Here is a 15,916-nt window from a genome sequence, read left to right on the forward strand (position 1 = left end):
CTTCGCTGAAGCAACATCCGGTCCCTCCCGGGCAACGCTCCCGCATTACGCAGGAACGTATGGCCGGGCACGGCCGTTGCGAAAAACGAGGCGAAGGTCTGGACCGACATTTGTAAAAAGGAGAACTTCATGACGATGACCACAATTCGCGTGTCCGATACCGAAGTGCAGGTCGAACGCACTTTGTACACATTCGCGCAGAAGAGCGACGCGGACGCATTCCAGCGCTGCCTCGCCGATTCCTCGATCGACAGTTGCTACCGCACCTATCCACCCGTCTCCGCGAAGCCCACCCTGCCCGACGAACATCCCAATGATCCGGGCCGCGGCAGCACGATCTCACCGTCGCTCGGCGGCATGCCATAAGGATTCCGTCTTTCCGGCGAGCGGCGCGCGTGCGCCGCCCTCCTCCGCCTGCCTTCTTGCTCCCTCACTTCTCAGGGGTCGCGCGATCGGCGGCCACGATTTCGCGCCCATAGTCGATTGCGGCGCGGCGCGCCTCGTCGGCGGTCGCGTAGGGCCCGAGTTCGGGCGCGCCATCGAATGGGAACAGAATTTTTCTGTCCGCTTTTCTGACAACCTTCAGTCCACCTACGTAACGGCCGTCGCCTGTTCCGTGATAGCTGGCGTAAATCTCGAACTCGTCGTCAGCAACGTCGGCCTTATGTCGCGCCATTTGTCTTTCCCTTATCCCTGCACATCTGTGCGTCATGTTCGGTGTGATATCGCGGCGCGTACCGCCGCTGCGGGCTACGCGCCTGCCGTGGTCGAGCAATAGCCGTTCCACGCGGCGCGCCCGCGTCGGCGGCGGTTCGAGCCGGTGGCATGCCGGTTGCGTTTCACATGCATGCCCACCACGGAACCCACCATGACGACGAAGATGACAAACACGAGTTGCATGCCGGATCTGCATTTGCATACGCCGATGCCGCCGGAAGTCGACCCCGACGCGCCGCCCCCGACCAGCGATCCCGATCCGTCGCCGCCGCCCGACGATGTGCCGCCGAACGACCCGGATCGTGCGCCCGACGGCGATCCGCCTGGCAGGCCGCCGCCACAGAGCGTCGCGTGCCTTCGCGTGCCTATCTCACGCGCTTGCGCACACCGAAGGTCCTGCGGGACGGTTGTAAGCGCAAATTAATCCAGCGGTCCGGTAATTGCGGGGCTTCGGTTAAACCGGTGCGCAAGCACCGCCAACCGTTGAGGAGTCAGCATGAGTACCGGCCCGACTGTCGAACCCGCGTCCGAAAGTCCAGCGCAACGCGCATCCACCACACCCGATAGCGCGCCCATCAAGCCATATCGCCACGCCGCCGGCGGCTGGGGCTCGGTCAAAGCGGTCGCGTCGATCCTCGTGCAGGAACACGTGACGTTGAACGGCAGCCGCATCCTTGCGCAGCAGAACAAGCCTGACGGCTTCGCCTGCGTGAGCTGTTCGTGGGCCAAACCCGCGGACCCGCATCTTTTCGAATTCTGTGAGAACGGCGCGAAAGCGACCGCGTGGGAAATCACCAGCAAACGCGTCGACGCGGATTTCTTCGCCAGCCATACGCTGAGCGAATTGCGCTCGTGGAGCGGCCTCGAACTCGAATCGCGCGGGCGGCTGACCGCGCCGATGCGCTGGGATCCCGTTACCGACCGCTACGTGCAGACCACCTGGCAACATGCGTTCACCGAAATCGCGAGCGAACTGCAGGCAATGGATCCGAATGAAGCGGTGTTCTATGCGTCAGGCCGCGCATCGCTCGAAACGTCCTACATGTACGCACTGTTGGCGCGCCTCTACGGCACCAACAACCTGCCGGACAGTTCGAACATGTGTCACGAAAGCACTTCGGTCGGCTTGCCGAAGTCGATTGGCGTGCCGGTCGGGACCGTGCAACTCGAAGATTTCGAGCATACCGACTGCATGCTGTTCTTCGGCCACAACACCGGCACCAACGCGCCGCGCATGCTGCATCAGTTGCAGGATGCACGCAAACGCGGCGTCGAAATCATCACCTTCAATCCGCTCAAGGAACGCGGGCTCGTCACCTTTGCGAATCCACAGTCGCCGCTCGACATGCTCACCCCGGCCGACACGCGGATCAGCACGCAATATCATCAGGTGAAGATCGGCGGCGACGCGGCAGCGATTGCGGGACTCTGCAAGCTGCTGATCGAATGGGACGACGACGCGCAACGCAACGGTGAGCCACGCGTGCTCGACGCCGCTTTCATCGCGGAACACACACACGGCTTCGAAACCTTCGCGCAGGCCATGCGCGCGACTTCATGGGAAGAGATCGAACACCACTCGCACCTCAGCCGCGCCGCGCTCGAAGACGCGGCACGCGTCTACGCGAAAGCGAATGCCGCGATGGTGCTGTACGGCATGGGCATCACCCAGCACCGCAGCGGCGTGCACAACGTGCAGATGCTGTCGAACCTGCTGCTTCTGCGCGGCAATATCGGCCGGCCGGGCGCGGGCATCTGCCCGATTCGCGGTCACTCGAACGTGCAGGGACAGCGCACCGTCGGCATCACGGAAAAGCCGGAACTCGCGCCCCTCGACAAGCTGAAGGAGCTCTACGGCTTCGAGCCGCCGCGCGACAAAGGCATGACCACGGTCGATGCCTGCCGCGGCGTGCTCGACGGCAAGGTCAAAGCGTTCATCGGCCTGGGCGGCAATTTTCAGGTGGCGATTCCCGACCACCATGTGATGGACCCCGCGTGGCAGCGTCTGCGGCTCACGGTGCAGATCGCCACCAAACTCAATCGCAGCCATCTGCTGCATGGCGAGGTCGCCTATCTGCTGCCATGCCTCGGGCGCATCGAGGTCGACCGTCAGGCAAGCGGCGAGCAATGGGTCAGTGTGGAGGACAGCACGGCCTGTGTGCATGGCTCGCACGGGCTCGCCGAGCCGGCCGGCGACATGCTGCTGTCGGAGCCCGCCATCGTCGCGGGTCTTGCCAAGGCGCTGTTGCCGCGCAACCCGAAGATCGATTGGGATGCCTGGGTCGGCGACTATTCGCTGGTGCGCGACGCAATCGAGCGCACCTATCCGGATCAGTTCAAGGACTTCAACGCGCGCTTCAAGCAACCCGGCGGTTTTCACCGGCCGCTCGCGGCCTGCGAGCGCAAATGGAAGACGGAGAGCGGCAAGGCGAATTTCATCGTGCCCGAAACGCTCGACGAAGACGCGGATATGCCGGCGCGAGGCCCGGACGTGCTGCGCCTGATGACGGCCCGCGGCGACAGCCAGTTCAACACCACCGTCTACGGTCTCGACGACCGCTTCCGCGGCGTGCACGGCAGCCGCAACGTGCTGCTGATGCATCGGGACGACATGGCGCAGCGCGGTTTCGCGGAGGGCGACGCGGTGTGCATCTCCACCGTCTCGAACGACGACGTGACGCGCGAAGTCGACGGCATGCATGTCCACGCGTTCGACATTCCGCGAGGCTGCATCATGGGCTATTACCCGGAATGCAATCGCCTGATTCCGCTCTCGCATCACGCGGAATCAAGTCAGGTGCCGGCGTCGAAGTCGATTCCGGTGCGGCTGCGCAAGTCGGCGGTGAGCGAGGATCTGGTGGCGTAAGAAAGTACAAAGGGCGCGCCGGCATGAACCGCGGCGCCCTTTCTGCCATGCCGAACTACCCGTTCTCTACACCGCGTCAGAACTGATGCAGCATCCCGACATACGCACCGGTTTGCGATTCGCCCACCAGCGGACTCGTATTGTTGCTCGCGTCGCGCGGTGACGCTTCGAGCGAGAAATTCGAGTTGCTGCCGTTGCGCACGTAGCCCACGGTGCCGTACAGGAAGGTGCGCTTCGACAGGTTGTAGGTGGTGCCGAGCACGTACATCATCGCGTGTCCGGAGGGGTCGTGCGCGGCATCGCCGGAACCGTCGCCGACCTTCACGTAGAAGCCGCCCGCCGTCATGGCCCAGCGCGGCAGAAAGTTGTAAGTGGCGCCGAGCCAGTAGTGATCGGCCGAGTCGGCGACGCCGACCGGCGAGTCGGGCGCGGAGTAATGCGTGTAGGCGCCCTGGATTTTCACCGCGTCGAAATGCACGTTGACGCCGGCGAAATATTCGCGCGATGCCTGGAAGATGTTGCTGAAGCGGCCATTGTTGTCGCGCAGTTCGTCGTAAATGCCGCGCACGTCGAAGAGCGGCGAGTGATAGGTCAGCATGATGCCGTCCGAGCGGCCGAACTCGCCGGCCGCGCCGCTGTTGAACGCGCCCGGCTGATTGCCGAACGCATATTGCGCCTGCACGTCGAAGCCCCAGAACACCGGGCTGTGATACTCGACGTTGTTGCTGGTTTGCTGCCAGTTGCGCCCACGCACGAGCGAGGCCGACGAAAACGCCTGCTGCACGAACGGATCGAATTCCCAGACGCCGTCGCTGTCGATAAACAGATTACGGCCGGCTTGCAACGTGCCCCACTGCTCGCTTTTCAAACCGGCGAAGGCGCGCCGCGACCAGAGCCGCCCGCCGCTCGTCGTGCCGTTCATGACCTGCAAGCCGGTTTCGAGGTTGAAGACCGCACTGAGGCCGCCGCCCAGATCTTCGTTGCCTTTGAGGCCCAGCATGCTGGTGCCCCAGTCGCCGCCCTCGGCGCTCCAGCGGCTCGAACTGCCGCCCGCGCCATTGTTGATGTGATTCAGGTACTCCAGGCCGGCGTCGAGGCGGCCATATAAGCTCACGCTGGTTTGACCGTATGCCAGCGGACTTGCCACGGCGAGAGCCGCCATTAATTTTGTATGTAGTCTCATTGTTGTGCCGTCAAATTTTGTGTCCACGATACGGGCCAAAGCGGACTGCGGATGCTTTCCAACAAGATCGGCGTGAAAGATTTTTGTAAAACGATAGCGCCGGGTCCGACGAACTATAGGCGACAGGCGCTTCATGGCCTATTCGTTTGACGCAATAAATATTTGCCCGGCATGCGCTCGACAAACCTCGCTTGCAAATGGATCGGGAAGATCAAAAGACGCTCAAGATAAGATAGTCGGTGATTCGGCCTCAGCCAAATTGCAATGCATGATTCGTTATGGACTATTCAACCTCTGCCATGAATGCGCCCGAACTGACCGAAGACGAAAACCTTGGCCTTTACCAGCGCGCCACGGAGAACGGCGCGGAATGGTGGCGCGTCAGCGTGGCCGACCGGCCGGAAAACTACCGGCTCGAACATGGCGTCGACGGTGACGGCGGCCCTGGCACGGTCGATATCGATCTCGTCGTGGACGCGGAAAATCTGCGCGCGAAGCTGAAGAAATGGCGCCGCGAAGGCTTCGCGATGGATACGGACACCGCCGCGAGCGAGCAGTCGGCAGCCGGCCGGGTCGCCTTCATGCGGGAATTGCAGCGCGCCGCGGCGCGGGCTTCGGCGGCCAAACATCGGCAGCGGGAAGGCACCGGCGAGACCGTGCGCATCGGTCATGTGGAGGTGCCGTGCGGTGTCGGCAATCCGCTCGTGCCGCGCATCAATCCGGCCTATCTGTTCTCCGAGCGCTTCAACGACATTGTCGAGGACATTGTCGAGAACCGGCGCGTCATGCTGATCGGCCACACCGGCGCCGGCAAGACCAGCCTGATCGAACAGGTCGCGGCGCGTTCGCGCCACGGCGTGCTGCGCTCGAACATGAACGGGCAGACCACCGTCGGCGACTTCGTCGGCTTCTGGACCGTCAAGGGCGGCGAGACGTTGTGGGTGGACGGCGTGCTGCCCACGGCCATGCGCGAGGGCCTCTGGCTAATCGTCGACGAAATCGATTTTGCCGAACCGTCGATTCTCGCCGCCCTCACCGCCGTGCTCGAACCGCACGGCCGCCTCGTGCTGAAGGAAAAAGGCAATGAGATCGTCGCGCCGCATCCGGCCTTCCGCCTGTTCGCCACGGCGAATGCGGTCGGCGCGATGAGTCAGTTCCGCCATCTGTATCAGGGCGCCAATCTGATGAACGAGGCGTTTCTGGATCGCTGGCGCGTGTATCTGCTCGACTATCTGACGCCCGCCGAAGAAGCCGACGTCCTGATCGCCACCCTCGCCCCGCATATGACGCGCGCGCTCGCCACCACGCTCGCCGCGATTGCCGCCGACTGCCGCGCGGCGTTCGCTCGCGAGGATCTCTCGAGCGCGTTCTCCACCCGGCGCCTGCTGGACTGGGCCGAACTGATGCTGCGTACAGGCGATCCCGAACGCGCCGCCGGGCCGGCCCTCTACGCGAAGGTGAGCCCGGAAGACGCCGCGTTGATTCGCGGCATCATTCGTCATCACATCGCGCCGGCCCCTGAAGCGTGAGCGCGATGCACGCAAGCCGCGACACCCGCGGCTTCGCCTTCGAATCCACGCTCAGCAAGGTCGCCCGCGTGCTGACCGGGCAATATGGCGTGGCGGTCGTGTTCAGTCCGGACGGCCCGCGCGTGGAGCCGGGCCGCATTGTGATTCCCGACTACGAGTTGCATGGCGAGGTCGAACGCGACGTGCTGATCGGCTATCTCGATCTGCTGGTCGCGCGCGCCAAACATGCGTCGCTCGCGCAACTCGACGCGCTGCCCGCGGGCGTCGCGGCGAATCTCGCGCAAGTAATCGACGACCGTCGCGTCTGCGCGCAGTTGCTCGACGAATATCCGGGCGCGCGCTGGTTCATCGGCAAGCTGCGCCTGCATGCGGCCGAGCGCGTACGGCAGCGCTGGCCGAAGCTGCACTGGCGCGACCGGCTGGTCTGGCTGGTCGAGCGCGCGATGTGGAACGAACCGCCCGCCCGGATCGAAGCGAGCCATGCGCTGCTCGCCGCCTTGCATGCCGCGGAGGATCTGCTGCACGAAGCGCGCGCGAGCCGCTCGACCGCGCAGAGCATCGCGGCGGCGCAGGCGCTGGTGGCGCGCGTGCGCGCGCTGTCGGCGGGTGAGGTGAATAGCATGATGTTCACGGCGGATCCAGTCGAGGACATCGATACGGAAACGGCGGCTTCGTCGTCCGCGCCGCTCGATGGCGACGACGCCGTGTTGCCCGATCAGGACAGCGCAAATTCGCCGCCGTCCGACCGAAGCGGCGGTGCGCAGGCGGACAACGCGGTCGGCATGGGGCAGTCGCTAACGGATGCGCGACAGCCGTCCACGCGCTCAGATGGCGGAGCCGGAAACGCGACGTCGAGCGTATCGCGGGCCACGCTGTCGATTCCGCTCGCCACCGAATTCGACGACATCCGCGATCTCACGGGCCAGGGCGACAGCGCCGCCTGGCGCGAATTGCGCGCACGGGCTCGCGCGGACACCGCGCCGCTGAAGGAAAAGCTCGAACGCGCGCTGAGCGCCGACGAACGCACGCACTGGCGGCGTGAGCAGGAGCGTGGCGAGATCGATCGCGCGGCGCTGGCGAAGCTCGCAACTTCGCCCGGTTACCGTACGCCGTTTCGCACGCAGCGGCCCGCCAAAGGACGCGATGTCGCCGTGACGCTGCTGATCGACCGCAGCGGCTCGATGGCCGGCCGCAAGATCGAACTCGCGCGCCAGTGCGCGGCTGCGTTGTGCGACGCGCTCACGCAACTGTCGTTCGATTGCGAAGTGCTCGGCTATTGCTCGGTCGAATCCGCGCCCATGAAACAGCTCTACGAGCGTCAACTCGCCGGCGGCGCCGATCTGCGGCGCTACAACCGCTTCGTCGAACGGCTCGATCTCAAAGTCTATAAACGCTTCGGCGCGACGGACCTGAGCGGGATCGCCGCGATCGACTGCGGCCACGAGAATCCGGACGGCGAGGCGCTCGCCTGGGCCGCGACGCGCCTTGCCGACCGTCAGGCCGAACGGCGCATTCTGATGATGTTCTCCGACGGTTATCCCTCCACCGGCGACGGCGATCCGCAGGTATTGCGCAGCGATCTGCGCGAGCGCGTCGCGGCCATCGGCAAGCGCGGCATCGAACTGGTGGGGATCGGCGTGCTGACGGACGCGGTCGAGGATTTCTATCCGCACAACGTGGTGGTCAGCCGCCTCGCCGACCTGCCCTCGACCGTGTTCTCCGTGTTGAGTTCGATGCTGCTCACGCGCTGATGCCGCCGCTCGCGCGGTTCACACAAGTCACGCCGCTTGCGGCTTGAACAGATATCGATCGATCACACCGCCGCGCGCCACCACCGCCGTGCTCTCGGGAATCTCTTGCCACCAGCCCGGCAGGTCGGCGAGCGGCTCGGACAGCACCAGAAACGCATGCTCGCCGGCGGCCACGATACGCGGATCGTCGGGATACAGCGCGTGCAGATGCTGAAACGACGTGCTGTGAAACAGCGAACGCGACTGCCCCTCGCTCGAATAACGCACGGCGACGATCTGCTCGCCGTCGGTCGCGCACACCGTCATGTTCAACGGCTCATCCACGCCGTGCTTGCGACCGGTTTCCTCGACGAAGGCCACCATCCGCTCCAGCGCGGTGACCGGCGCCAGTTCCAGACCAAAGCTCAGCGCGAGAAAAAACATCACCTCGGAATCGGTCGAGCCTTCAATGGACGGAAACAGATCGGGGTCGATCGCCAGCATCAGATCGCGGCGCACGGACGGATAATTGCGGATCAGCCCGTTGTGCGCGAAAAGCCAGCGCCCATAACGGAACGGATGGCAGTTGGTTTCCTGCGAAGGCGTATCCGTCGCTGCGCGGATATGCGCAACGAACAGCGGCGCGCGGATCGCCCGCGCGGCTTCGCGCAGATTGCGGTCGCTCCACGCCGGCTGGATGCAGCGGTAGCGATACGGAATATCGGTCGGATGGCCGTACCAGCCGATGCCGAAGCCGTCGCCGTTGGTCGTGGTGTGGCCGAGCCGGGAATGCAGGCTCTGGTCGATCAGGGAATGTTTTGCGTTGAACAACACCGTTTCGAGCTGAATCGGGTTGCCGGTATAAGCGAGCCAGCGGCACATGAGGTTCTCTCCTGTCGGGTCCCATGCAAGAAAATGGCTGTCGGGTACGCCTAAGCGCCCCGGCACAGCGTGCCGCCGGGTGCGCGTCTACTTCGCTACAGGCTGCATCGTCGCGATCGGAATCAGGAATTCGGAGAAGCCGGTCAACATGATTTGCACGCCGATGCACAACAGCAAAAAGGAAGATACACGCATGGCGACCTTGGTGCCTTCCACGCCGAGGTATTTGGCGAACACCACCGCGCGGCTATAGACCAGATACACGGTGACGGCCACTGTCAGCGAGATCACCACCGACGCGATGCTCGAAATCACAAACTCCGAAAGCTTGTGCGTGCGGTTCGCGGTCAGCGCAACGGCGGTCGCAATCGAACCCGGCCCGGTGGTCAACGGAATGGTGAACGGGAAAAACGCCTTCGACATCGCGTTGTCCGCGTCCACCCGCTTGACCGCCGGTTTTTCGGCCGGCTGCGTGTCGGGCGCATTGAGCATCTGCCAGCCGCCCACGGCGACGGCGAGCCCACCGCCAATGCGCAGCGCCTGCATGGAGATGCCGAAGAAATGCAGGATCGGCGTACCGATGAAAAACGCCACCAGCAGCACGCACATCACGTTGATGGCGATCTTGCGGGCGAGCGCGGTGCGCTCCTCCGTGGTCAACGAAGCGGTCCGGTCCAGGAAGACGAATGCAATGCCGATTGGGTTGATGATGCTGATCAACCCGGTAAAGCCAAACAGAATGTCCGAGATCAGACTTTCGACCATATGCGTTCCGTGTCGAGCGACGGCTCGGGCGGCTGCGTTGCGCACCGGCCGCGCCGCGCCATGTTGATGAAGCCGGACTCTCTCCGGCGCGCCGGATGTTGCCCGACTGTTGCTTGCGTTGCGTGGCGAGATGATATCGCGCCGCGCCAGCCAAAGCGGTAAAAAGCCAGGCGCCGACGGCGGCGTGCCGCAGCGCTCCACGCAATGCACGCCGCCTTGCAGCGCAGCAACCGTCCCCATAAAGATGCGTCCGCAACTTTCAGAAAGCCTACACTTTTTTGACCAGCTTTACGGGACCGAAGCATCCGGCATACAGTCCCCAGCGAAGCCGCACTTTCAACGAGACGTACTTACCGGTTCGAGGAGTTGCCCCCATGTTGCTTCGTGTACTTGCCGCGCTGCCGTTCATCGGCATTCTGCTCGGTGTTCCGTTTGTGAATCGTGTCGAGCCGCTGATGCTCGGCATGCCGTTCGTGCTGGCCTGGATCGTCATGTGGGTGGTGCTCAGTTCGATCATCATGGCGATCGTCTACCGTCTGGATCCGTCCAACCGTCAGCTCGCCGCCGATGGCGAGGAGGCCCGTTCATGAGCGCACTCGTCATCATTGCGGCCATCACGCTGTTTGCGCTTTACCTCGGGGTGCGCGCCAAGCGCGGCCACGACATGAGTCTGGAGCAATGGACCGTGGGCGGCCGCAGCTTCGGCACCGCCTTCGTGTTCCTGCTGATGGCCGGTGAAATCTATACGACCTTCACCTTTCTCGGCGGCAGCGGCTTTGCTTATGGCAAGGGCGCGCCGGTCTATTACATTCTGGCGTACGGCACGCTCGCGTACATTCTCTCGTACTGGATGCTGCCGCCCATCTGGCGCTACGCGAAGAATCACCGCCTTGTCTCGCAGCCGCACTTCTTCACGCGCAAATACGACAGCCCGGCGCTCGGCACGCTGGTCGCGCTGGTCGGCGTGGCCGCGCTGATTCCCTACCTCGTGCTGCAATTGAAGGGGCTGGGCATTATCGTCGCGACGGCCTCGTACGGCGCGATTTCGTCGACGGCGGCCGCGTGGATCGGCGCCTGTGTCGTGACGGCCTATGTGATCGTCTCCGGCGTGCGCGGCTCCGCGTGGAATTCGGTGGTGAAGGACATGCTGATTCTCGCGATCGTGCTGTTCCTGGGAATCTATCTGCCGCTGCACTATTACGGCGGCTTCGGCGACATGTTCCGCGCCATCGACGCCGCGCGCCCCGGCTTCCTGACCTTCCCGGCCAAGGGCTCGAGCGTGACGTGGTTCCAGTCGACCGTGCTGCTGACGGCGCTGGGCTTCTTCATGTGGCCGCATACGTTCGGCTCGATTTTCACCGCGAAAGACGAACGCATTTTCCGTCGCAATGCGATGGTGCTGCCGCTGTATCAGCTGATTCTGCTGTTCGTGTTCTTCGTCGGCTTCGCGGCGACGCTGAAGGTGCCGGGCCTGAAGGGCGGCGACATCGACCTCTCGCTGTTCCGCCTGTCGTTGCAGACCTTCGACCCATGGTTTGTCGGCGTGATCGGCGCGGCCGGGATTCTGACCGCGCTCGTGCCGGGCTCGATGATCCTCACCTCCGCGTCGACGCTGCTCGCCAACGACGTGTATCGCGGCATGGTGAGCCGCAACGCCTCGGACGCCACGGTGGCGAAGCTTGCGCGCTTCCTCGTGCCGGTGGTGGCGCTGGTGGCGGTCGGCTTCACGCTGCAAGGCGGCGAAACCATCGTCGCGTTGCTGCTGATGGGCTACAGCTTCGTGACCCAGCTCTTTCCGGCGGTGATCTGCAGCCTGCGTCCGCATAACCGCGCGACCAAACAAGGCGCGTTTTGCGGGATTCTGGCCGGCGTGGCCGTGGTGGCCGTGACGACCACGATGCACCTGAGCATCGGCCAGCTGATGCCGTTCTTGCCCGATGCCTTGAAGGACATCAATATCGGCTTCCTGGCGTTGGCGGTGAACATCATCGTGTTCGCGGTGGTGAGCGCGATGACGCAGCCGCGGCCGGTCGAGCAGACGCACGCGCCGGTGCATTGATACAGACTTTGCGGATTGCGTAGTGAATGAAGGGCTGTCGTTCCGACGACAGCCCTTTTTATTTTCAGACGCCGCTCCGGCTTCTGAAATTAAGTGTCAAACCTACACACGAATGAAAAAACCGCGCTTCGGGCGGCCAGGCGTCAAGCCAGATAAATAGGCCTTTCAAGCCAAAGCTTCGCCCATCCGCACTGCAACACAAACCCACCTCGCCGCCCCCTGCAAAACCGCGGACCTCAGGCACACCCCTTGCTGAACAGACGCGTCCGCGAATCCCACCGCACTGTGCAAGTGCAAAAAACCCGTCCTTGGGGGCCACTTTGCCGCTTAACGTTCTTCTCGTCGCTTCCGAAGCCCTGCCGCTCGCCAAATCCGGCGGCCTCGGCGACATGGTCAGCGCCTATGCTGCCGCGCTGCGCGATGCCGGCGTCGATGTCTCGATCCTGATGCCCGCTTATCCGGCCGCGCTGGAACGCGCGGTCGACGTCGAGCCTGTCGCGCGCATGACCGGCCTGCCCGGCGGCGACGCGCGACTGCTGCGCGGCCAGATGCCCGATACCGGCGTGCCGGTGCTGCTTCTGCAAATGGATCACCTGTTCGCGCGCGAAGGCCTGTACCGCGATCCGCAAGGGCGTGACTACCTGGACAACCTCACGCGCTTCGCCTCGCTCGCGGCAGCGGCCGCGCGAGTCGCGCGCGGCGTGCGCAACGTGAAGCGCCCCCACATCGTGCACGCGCACGATTGGCATGCAGGACTCACGCCGCTGTACCTGCGGCTCGCCGGCGTCGCCGCGAAAAGCGTCTTTACGATTCACAACCTGGCGTTCCAGGGCAATCATCCGCTCGCCATGGGCGGCTGGATCGGCGTGCCGCCTGAATTGCTGGCACCCGCGCTGTCCGACGAACGCAGCATCGAGTTCTACGGCTCGCTGAGCATGATGAAAGCGGGCATCGTCCATGCGGATCGCGTCACGACGGTCAGCCGGCGCTATGCCCGCGAGATCCTGACGCCGCGCTTCGGGCACGGCATGGAAGGCGTGTTGCAAGCCCAGGCCGGCAAGCTGTCGGGCATCGTCAACGGTATCGATACAAGCGTGTGGAATCCGGCGACGGATAAACACATCGCGCGCCCCTACTCCGTCGACGACACCGCCGGCAAGCAGGCCTGCAAGCGCGAACTGCAGCAGGCCTTCGGTTTGACGCGCGATCCGTTCGCGCCGCTGGTCGCGATCGGCAGCCGTCTGACCGAACAGAAGCTCGCCGATGTCGTCGTGCATACGCTGCCGGCGTTGCTCGAACGGCATCCCCGGCTGCAGTTCGCGATTCTCGGCCAGGGCGAGCATGGTCTCGAACAGGCATTGCAGGACGTCGCGGCGGCGTGGCCGGGACGCGTCGGCGTGCAGATCGGCTATGACGAGCGGCGTGCGCACATGCTGCACGCGGGCGCGGACATTCTGCTTCACGGCAGCCGCTTCGAACCGTGCGGACTCACGCAACTCTATGCGATGCGCTACGGCACGATCCCGGTAGCCTCGCGCGTCGGCGGTCTGGCCGATACGATCGTCGACTACGCGCCGCACGATCCTCGCGGCGAACATCAGGCGACGGGTTTCCTGTTCGACGGCGAAAGCCCGGACGACGTGATGCATGCGCTCGGCCGCGCGCTGGCCGCGTTCGTGCAGCCGTCGTCGTGGCACGTGTTGCAGCGCAATGCGATGAGCCGCGACTTCGGCTGGGACGCGTCGAGCGCGAACTATCTTGCGTTGTACGCGGATCTGGTGGACGCACGTCCGGCGCTGCGCGATACGCAAGTTCGCAAGAGCCCGGTTCGAGCCCATACGGCGGCCGCCACGGGTACACGCAGGGAAGAGTTCAACGCGGGCATCGGCGAGATGGCGCGCAGCGCCTGAACGGTTTTGACGCACTCGGGCGCGCTCCGGCGCGCGCGGCACGGTATGCTTGGCGGCCCATCCGTGTTTCGTGGAGTTGCCGATGCAGCCGCCCGTTCTCCGAGTCGCTCGTCCTACCAACAATCTGCGCAAGGTTGCCGATTTCTATACGCGGGGCTTGGGCTTCGAAGTTCTCGCGAGCTTCGAGAATCATGAAGGCTTCGATGGCGTCATTGTCGGACGGCGCGACTGCCACTGGCACATCGAGTTCACTCATCAGCATGGCGTGACCGTCGAACGCGCGCCGACCACCGAGCACCTTCTCGTGCTCTATCTCCCCGAACACGATGCATGGAGCGCGGCCATCGACCGGCTCGAAGCGCTCGGCGTGCCGGCGTGCGCATCGGAGAATCCTTACTGGGACCGTCAAGGCAAAACGTTCGAAGACCCGGACGGGTATCGGATCGTTTTACAGCAAGCGGCGTGGGTATAAACAGAAAGCTGCTTGACAAGCTAATGCCACCGTTGGGCAAGGTGCTGCACGCAGACGCTTGCACCGCGAGTCCCGTTTCCTCGGCGCCGGCGCATGGGCATCCGCCGGGAACGGGGGTAGACTGTCCGCCGGATCGAAACCGGACCTCAAGCCACTATGCACAGCGACTCCACCCCTTACGTGCTTTACTATTCGCCCGGCGCGGCGAGCATGGCCGTGCACTGGATGCTGATCGAACTCGGCATCTCGTTCGAATCGCAACTGATCGACATCGACTCCGGCCGGCAGCACGACCCCGCGTATCTGCGGCTCAATCCCGCGGGACGCGTGCCCACGCTGGTCGTCGACGGCACGCCGCGCCACGAATCGGCCGCGTTGCTGATGCTGCTGGCCGAGCGGCATCCCGAGGCGGCGCTCGCCCCGGAGCCGGGTTCCGTCGATCGCGCCGCATGGCTCGAAATGATGATCTATCTCGCCAACACGATTCTGCCCGCCATGCGCGACTGGTTCTATGCGGACTCCGACGGCGACCCTGCCGGCGCCGAAGCGGTTCGCGCGCTGGCCTGCCGTCGTCTCGACGCGGCGTGGGACAAGCTCGATGCCCATCTCGGCGCAAGCCATGACTATCTGATCGGCGACAAGCTCAGCACCGCCGACTTCATGGCCGTCATGCTGATGCGCTGGACTCGCAATATGCCGCGGCCCGCGCTCGGTTGGCCGAATCTCGCACGTTATATCCGACAGCTACGCGCGCGGCCTTCGTTCATCGAATTGAATGCGCGCGAAGGCCTGACCGAATGGCGTAACGAGGAACAGTGACGCGCGCTTGATCGAGATCGCGCGGGGGCCGGTTTGCTGTGGCCTCACTCGCGCGAGCCGTCTCTCGTGTCGCGCACTTGACTGTCGTGGCTGCCCCGGCAGGCTGGCTTCAAGTCGGCCGCTTGCCGATGATCACAATGCCGCGTGAAAGTCCGCTCACGCTATCCACCGCCAATGCGCCTGCGTACAACTGCGCGATCGGCACCCAGACAGCCGGATATTTGTAGCGCGCCACGTCGAGCAGCAACGCGCTGTCGCTCGCCGAATCGTACGCAGCGAGCGGCGACCAATGTCCGCCGCCCGCCTCGCCGATTTCCACGCGCCTGAAATTCAATAGCACGAAGCGGTCGCTGTGGCCCGTGGTCGCGCGCACCAGATCGCGGAACTGGCCGAGCGACAGGTCCGCTGCGTGATATTTCCTGACCTCGACCGGGAAGGAATTCAAAGCCGTGCTGAGCTGATCGAGCGTCATGCCCTCCTGCGAAACCCTGGCGGCGTTGGCCACCTGCGGATCGATGCCCTGGAAGAAATCGTCCTGCGAGAAGAACGGGAAGTCGGGGTACTGCGTCGATTGGGGCCGGCGGATGCCCAATGCGTTGAGCGCCATGACCGAGGTCGCGACGGAGCAATAGGCCTGGTTGCGCTGGGTTTCGAAATACTGCGAGAGGGGCCAGTACGACTGGTTGGAGCTGGAACTCGTCAGCCGCTTCTGGCCGGCCGGCTGCGCCAACGCGACGAGGTTCGGCGGCACCGGCAGCGGGCCGTCGGCCGGGCGCGCGGACGCTTCGCTATTGGGGAGACCAGCGGGAGGAACAGCGGGCTGACCGGCGGACTGAATAACGGCCGGCGGAACGGCGGCCTGACTGCTGGCCGGCGGCACCGGCGCACACGCGGTTAACGCCGCGGCCATAACGGTGACGATCCACTCAGGCCGGCTCAAGCGCCCGATGGCGCGCATCAATGAATATTTGAACATGGATTTTT

At 64.3% G+C, this 15,916-nt stretch carries 15 protein-coding genes; 9 read left to right on the forward strand and 6 right to left on the reverse strand.

Features of this window, described 5'->3' with window-relative positions:
• Positions 1–129: 129 nt before the first annotated feature.
• The gene (locus tag B0G73_RS03995; protein ID WP_106278101.1) at positions 130–366 is read left to right on the forward strand and encodes a hypothetical protein; all 237 of its coding nucleotides are present in this window, start codon (positions 130–132) and stop codon (positions 364–366) included.
• A 64-nt stretch (positions 367–430) separates the two neighbouring features.
• Here B0G73_RS03995 and B0G73_RS04000 read toward each other — a convergent pair whose 3' ends face one another.
• Positions 431–676 carry a DUF6723 family protein gene (locus B0G73_RS04000; RefSeq protein WP_106278103.1) on the reverse strand — a complete coding sequence of 82 codons (246 nt, stop codon included), beginning with the start codon at positions 674–676 and terminating at the stop codon, positions 431–433.
• Positions 677–750: 74 nt separating this feature from the next.
• A complete protein-coding gene (locus B0G73_RS40375; RefSeq protein ID WP_181196488.1) occupies positions 751–900 on the reverse strand; it encodes a hypothetical protein in 150 nt (49 codons plus the stop codon).
• Positions 901–1,213: 313 nt separating this feature from the next.
• On the opposite strand from B0G73_RS40375, the gene B0G73_RS04010 reads away from it, so the two are divergent.
• Positions 1,214–3,583 (forward strand): FdhF/YdeP family oxidoreductase, encoded by a 2,370-nt coding sequence (locus B0G73_RS04010; protein ID WP_106278105.1) that lies wholly within the window; start codon positions 1,214–1,216, stop codon positions 3,581–3,583.
• A 76-nt stretch (positions 3,584–3,659) separates the two neighbouring features.
• On the opposite strand, the gene B0G73_RS04015 is transcribed toward B0G73_RS04010, so the two are convergent.
• The gene (locus B0G73_RS04015) at positions 3,660–4,745 is read right to left on the reverse strand and encodes a porin (protein WP_106278107.1); all 1,086 of its coding nucleotides are present in this window, start codon (positions 4,743–4,745) and stop codon (positions 3,660–3,662) included.
• Between the two features lie 320 nt (positions 4,746–5,065).
• Here B0G73_RS04015 and B0G73_RS04020 point away from each other — a divergent pair, with 320 nt between their 5' ends.
• Positions 5,066–6,295 carry an AAA family ATPase gene (locus tag B0G73_RS04020; RefSeq protein ID WP_106278109.1) on the forward strand — a complete coding sequence of 410 codons (1,230 nt, stop codon included), beginning with the start codon at positions 5,066–5,068 and terminating at the stop codon, positions 6,293–6,295.
• A gap of 5 nt (positions 6,296–6,300) precedes the next feature.
• Positions 6,301–8,046: a cobalamin biosynthesis protein CobT gene (locus tag B0G73_RS04025; RefSeq protein ID WP_106278403.1), complete on the forward strand. Its 1,746-nt coding sequence runs from the start codon at positions 6,301–6,303 to the stop codon at positions 8,044–8,046.
• A gap of 27 nt (positions 8,047–8,073) precedes the next feature.
• Here the strand turns inward: B0G73_RS04025 and B0G73_RS04030 are convergent, their stop codons facing one another.
• Both B0G73_RS04030 and B0G73_RS04035 read right to left on the reverse strand, forming a co-directional pair.
• Positions 8,074–8,907, reverse strand: coding sequence for a class II glutamine amidotransferase (locus B0G73_RS04030; RefSeq protein ID WP_106278111.1), 834 nt, complete (start codon positions 8,905–8,907; stop codon positions 8,074–8,076).
• Positions 8,908–8,994: 87 nt separating this feature from the next.
• A complete protein-coding gene (locus B0G73_RS04035) occupies positions 8,995–9,672 on the reverse strand; it encodes a MarC family protein (protein ID WP_106278405.1) in 678 nt (225 codons plus the stop codon).
• 374 nt (positions 9,673–10,046) lie between these two features.
• Here B0G73_RS04035 and B0G73_RS04040 point away from each other — a divergent pair, with 374 nt between their 5' ends.
• The 5 genes from B0G73_RS04040 to B0G73_RS04060 all read left to right on the forward strand — a co-directional run bounded on the left by B0G73_RS04040 (position 10,047) and on the right by B0G73_RS04060 (position 14,932).
• Positions 10,047–10,262 (forward strand): DUF3311 domain-containing protein, encoded by a 216-nt coding sequence (locus tag B0G73_RS04040; protein WP_106278113.1) that lies wholly within the window; start codon positions 10,047–10,049, stop codon positions 10,260–10,262.
• Entirely contained in the window at positions 10,259–11,731 is a 1,473-nt protein-coding gene (locus tag B0G73_RS04045; protein WP_106278115.1) for a sodium:solute symporter, read from the forward strand. The genes B0G73_RS04040 and B0G73_RS04045 overlap by 4 nt, the downstream gene beginning before the upstream one ends.
• A 320-nt stretch (positions 11,732–12,051) precedes the next feature.
• Positions 12,052–13,641 carry a glycogen synthase GlgA gene (gene glgA / locus B0G73_RS04050; RefSeq protein WP_106278407.1) on the forward strand — a complete coding sequence of 530 codons (1,590 nt, stop codon included), beginning with the start codon at positions 12,052–12,054 and terminating at the stop codon, positions 13,639–13,641.
• 82 nt (positions 13,642–13,723) lie between these two features.
• Positions 13,724–14,113: a VOC family protein gene (locus B0G73_RS04055; protein ID WP_106278117.1), complete on the forward strand. Its 390-nt coding sequence runs from the start codon at positions 13,724–13,726 to the stop codon at positions 14,111–14,113.
• Positions 14,114–14,269: 156 nt separating this feature from the next.
• Entirely contained in the window at positions 14,270–14,932 is a 663-nt protein-coding gene (locus tag B0G73_RS04060; RefSeq protein WP_106278119.1) for a glutathione S-transferase family protein, read from the forward strand.
• A 109-nt stretch (positions 14,933–15,041) separates the two neighbouring features.
• Here B0G73_RS04060 and B0G73_RS04065 read toward each other — a convergent pair whose 3' ends face one another.
• Positions 15,042–15,908, reverse strand: a complete 867-nt coding sequence (locus B0G73_RS04065; RefSeq protein WP_106278121.1) for a phytochelatin synthase family protein — start codon at positions 15,906–15,908, stop codon at positions 15,042–15,044.
• Between the last annotated feature and the right edge of the window lie 8 nt (positions 15,909–15,916).

Origin of the sequence: Paraburkholderia sp. BL25I1N1 (assembly GCF_003002025.1) — a bacterium.
Classification (GTDB): domain Bacteria; phylum Pseudomonadota; class Gammaproteobacteria; order Burkholderiales; family Burkholderiaceae; genus Paraburkholderia.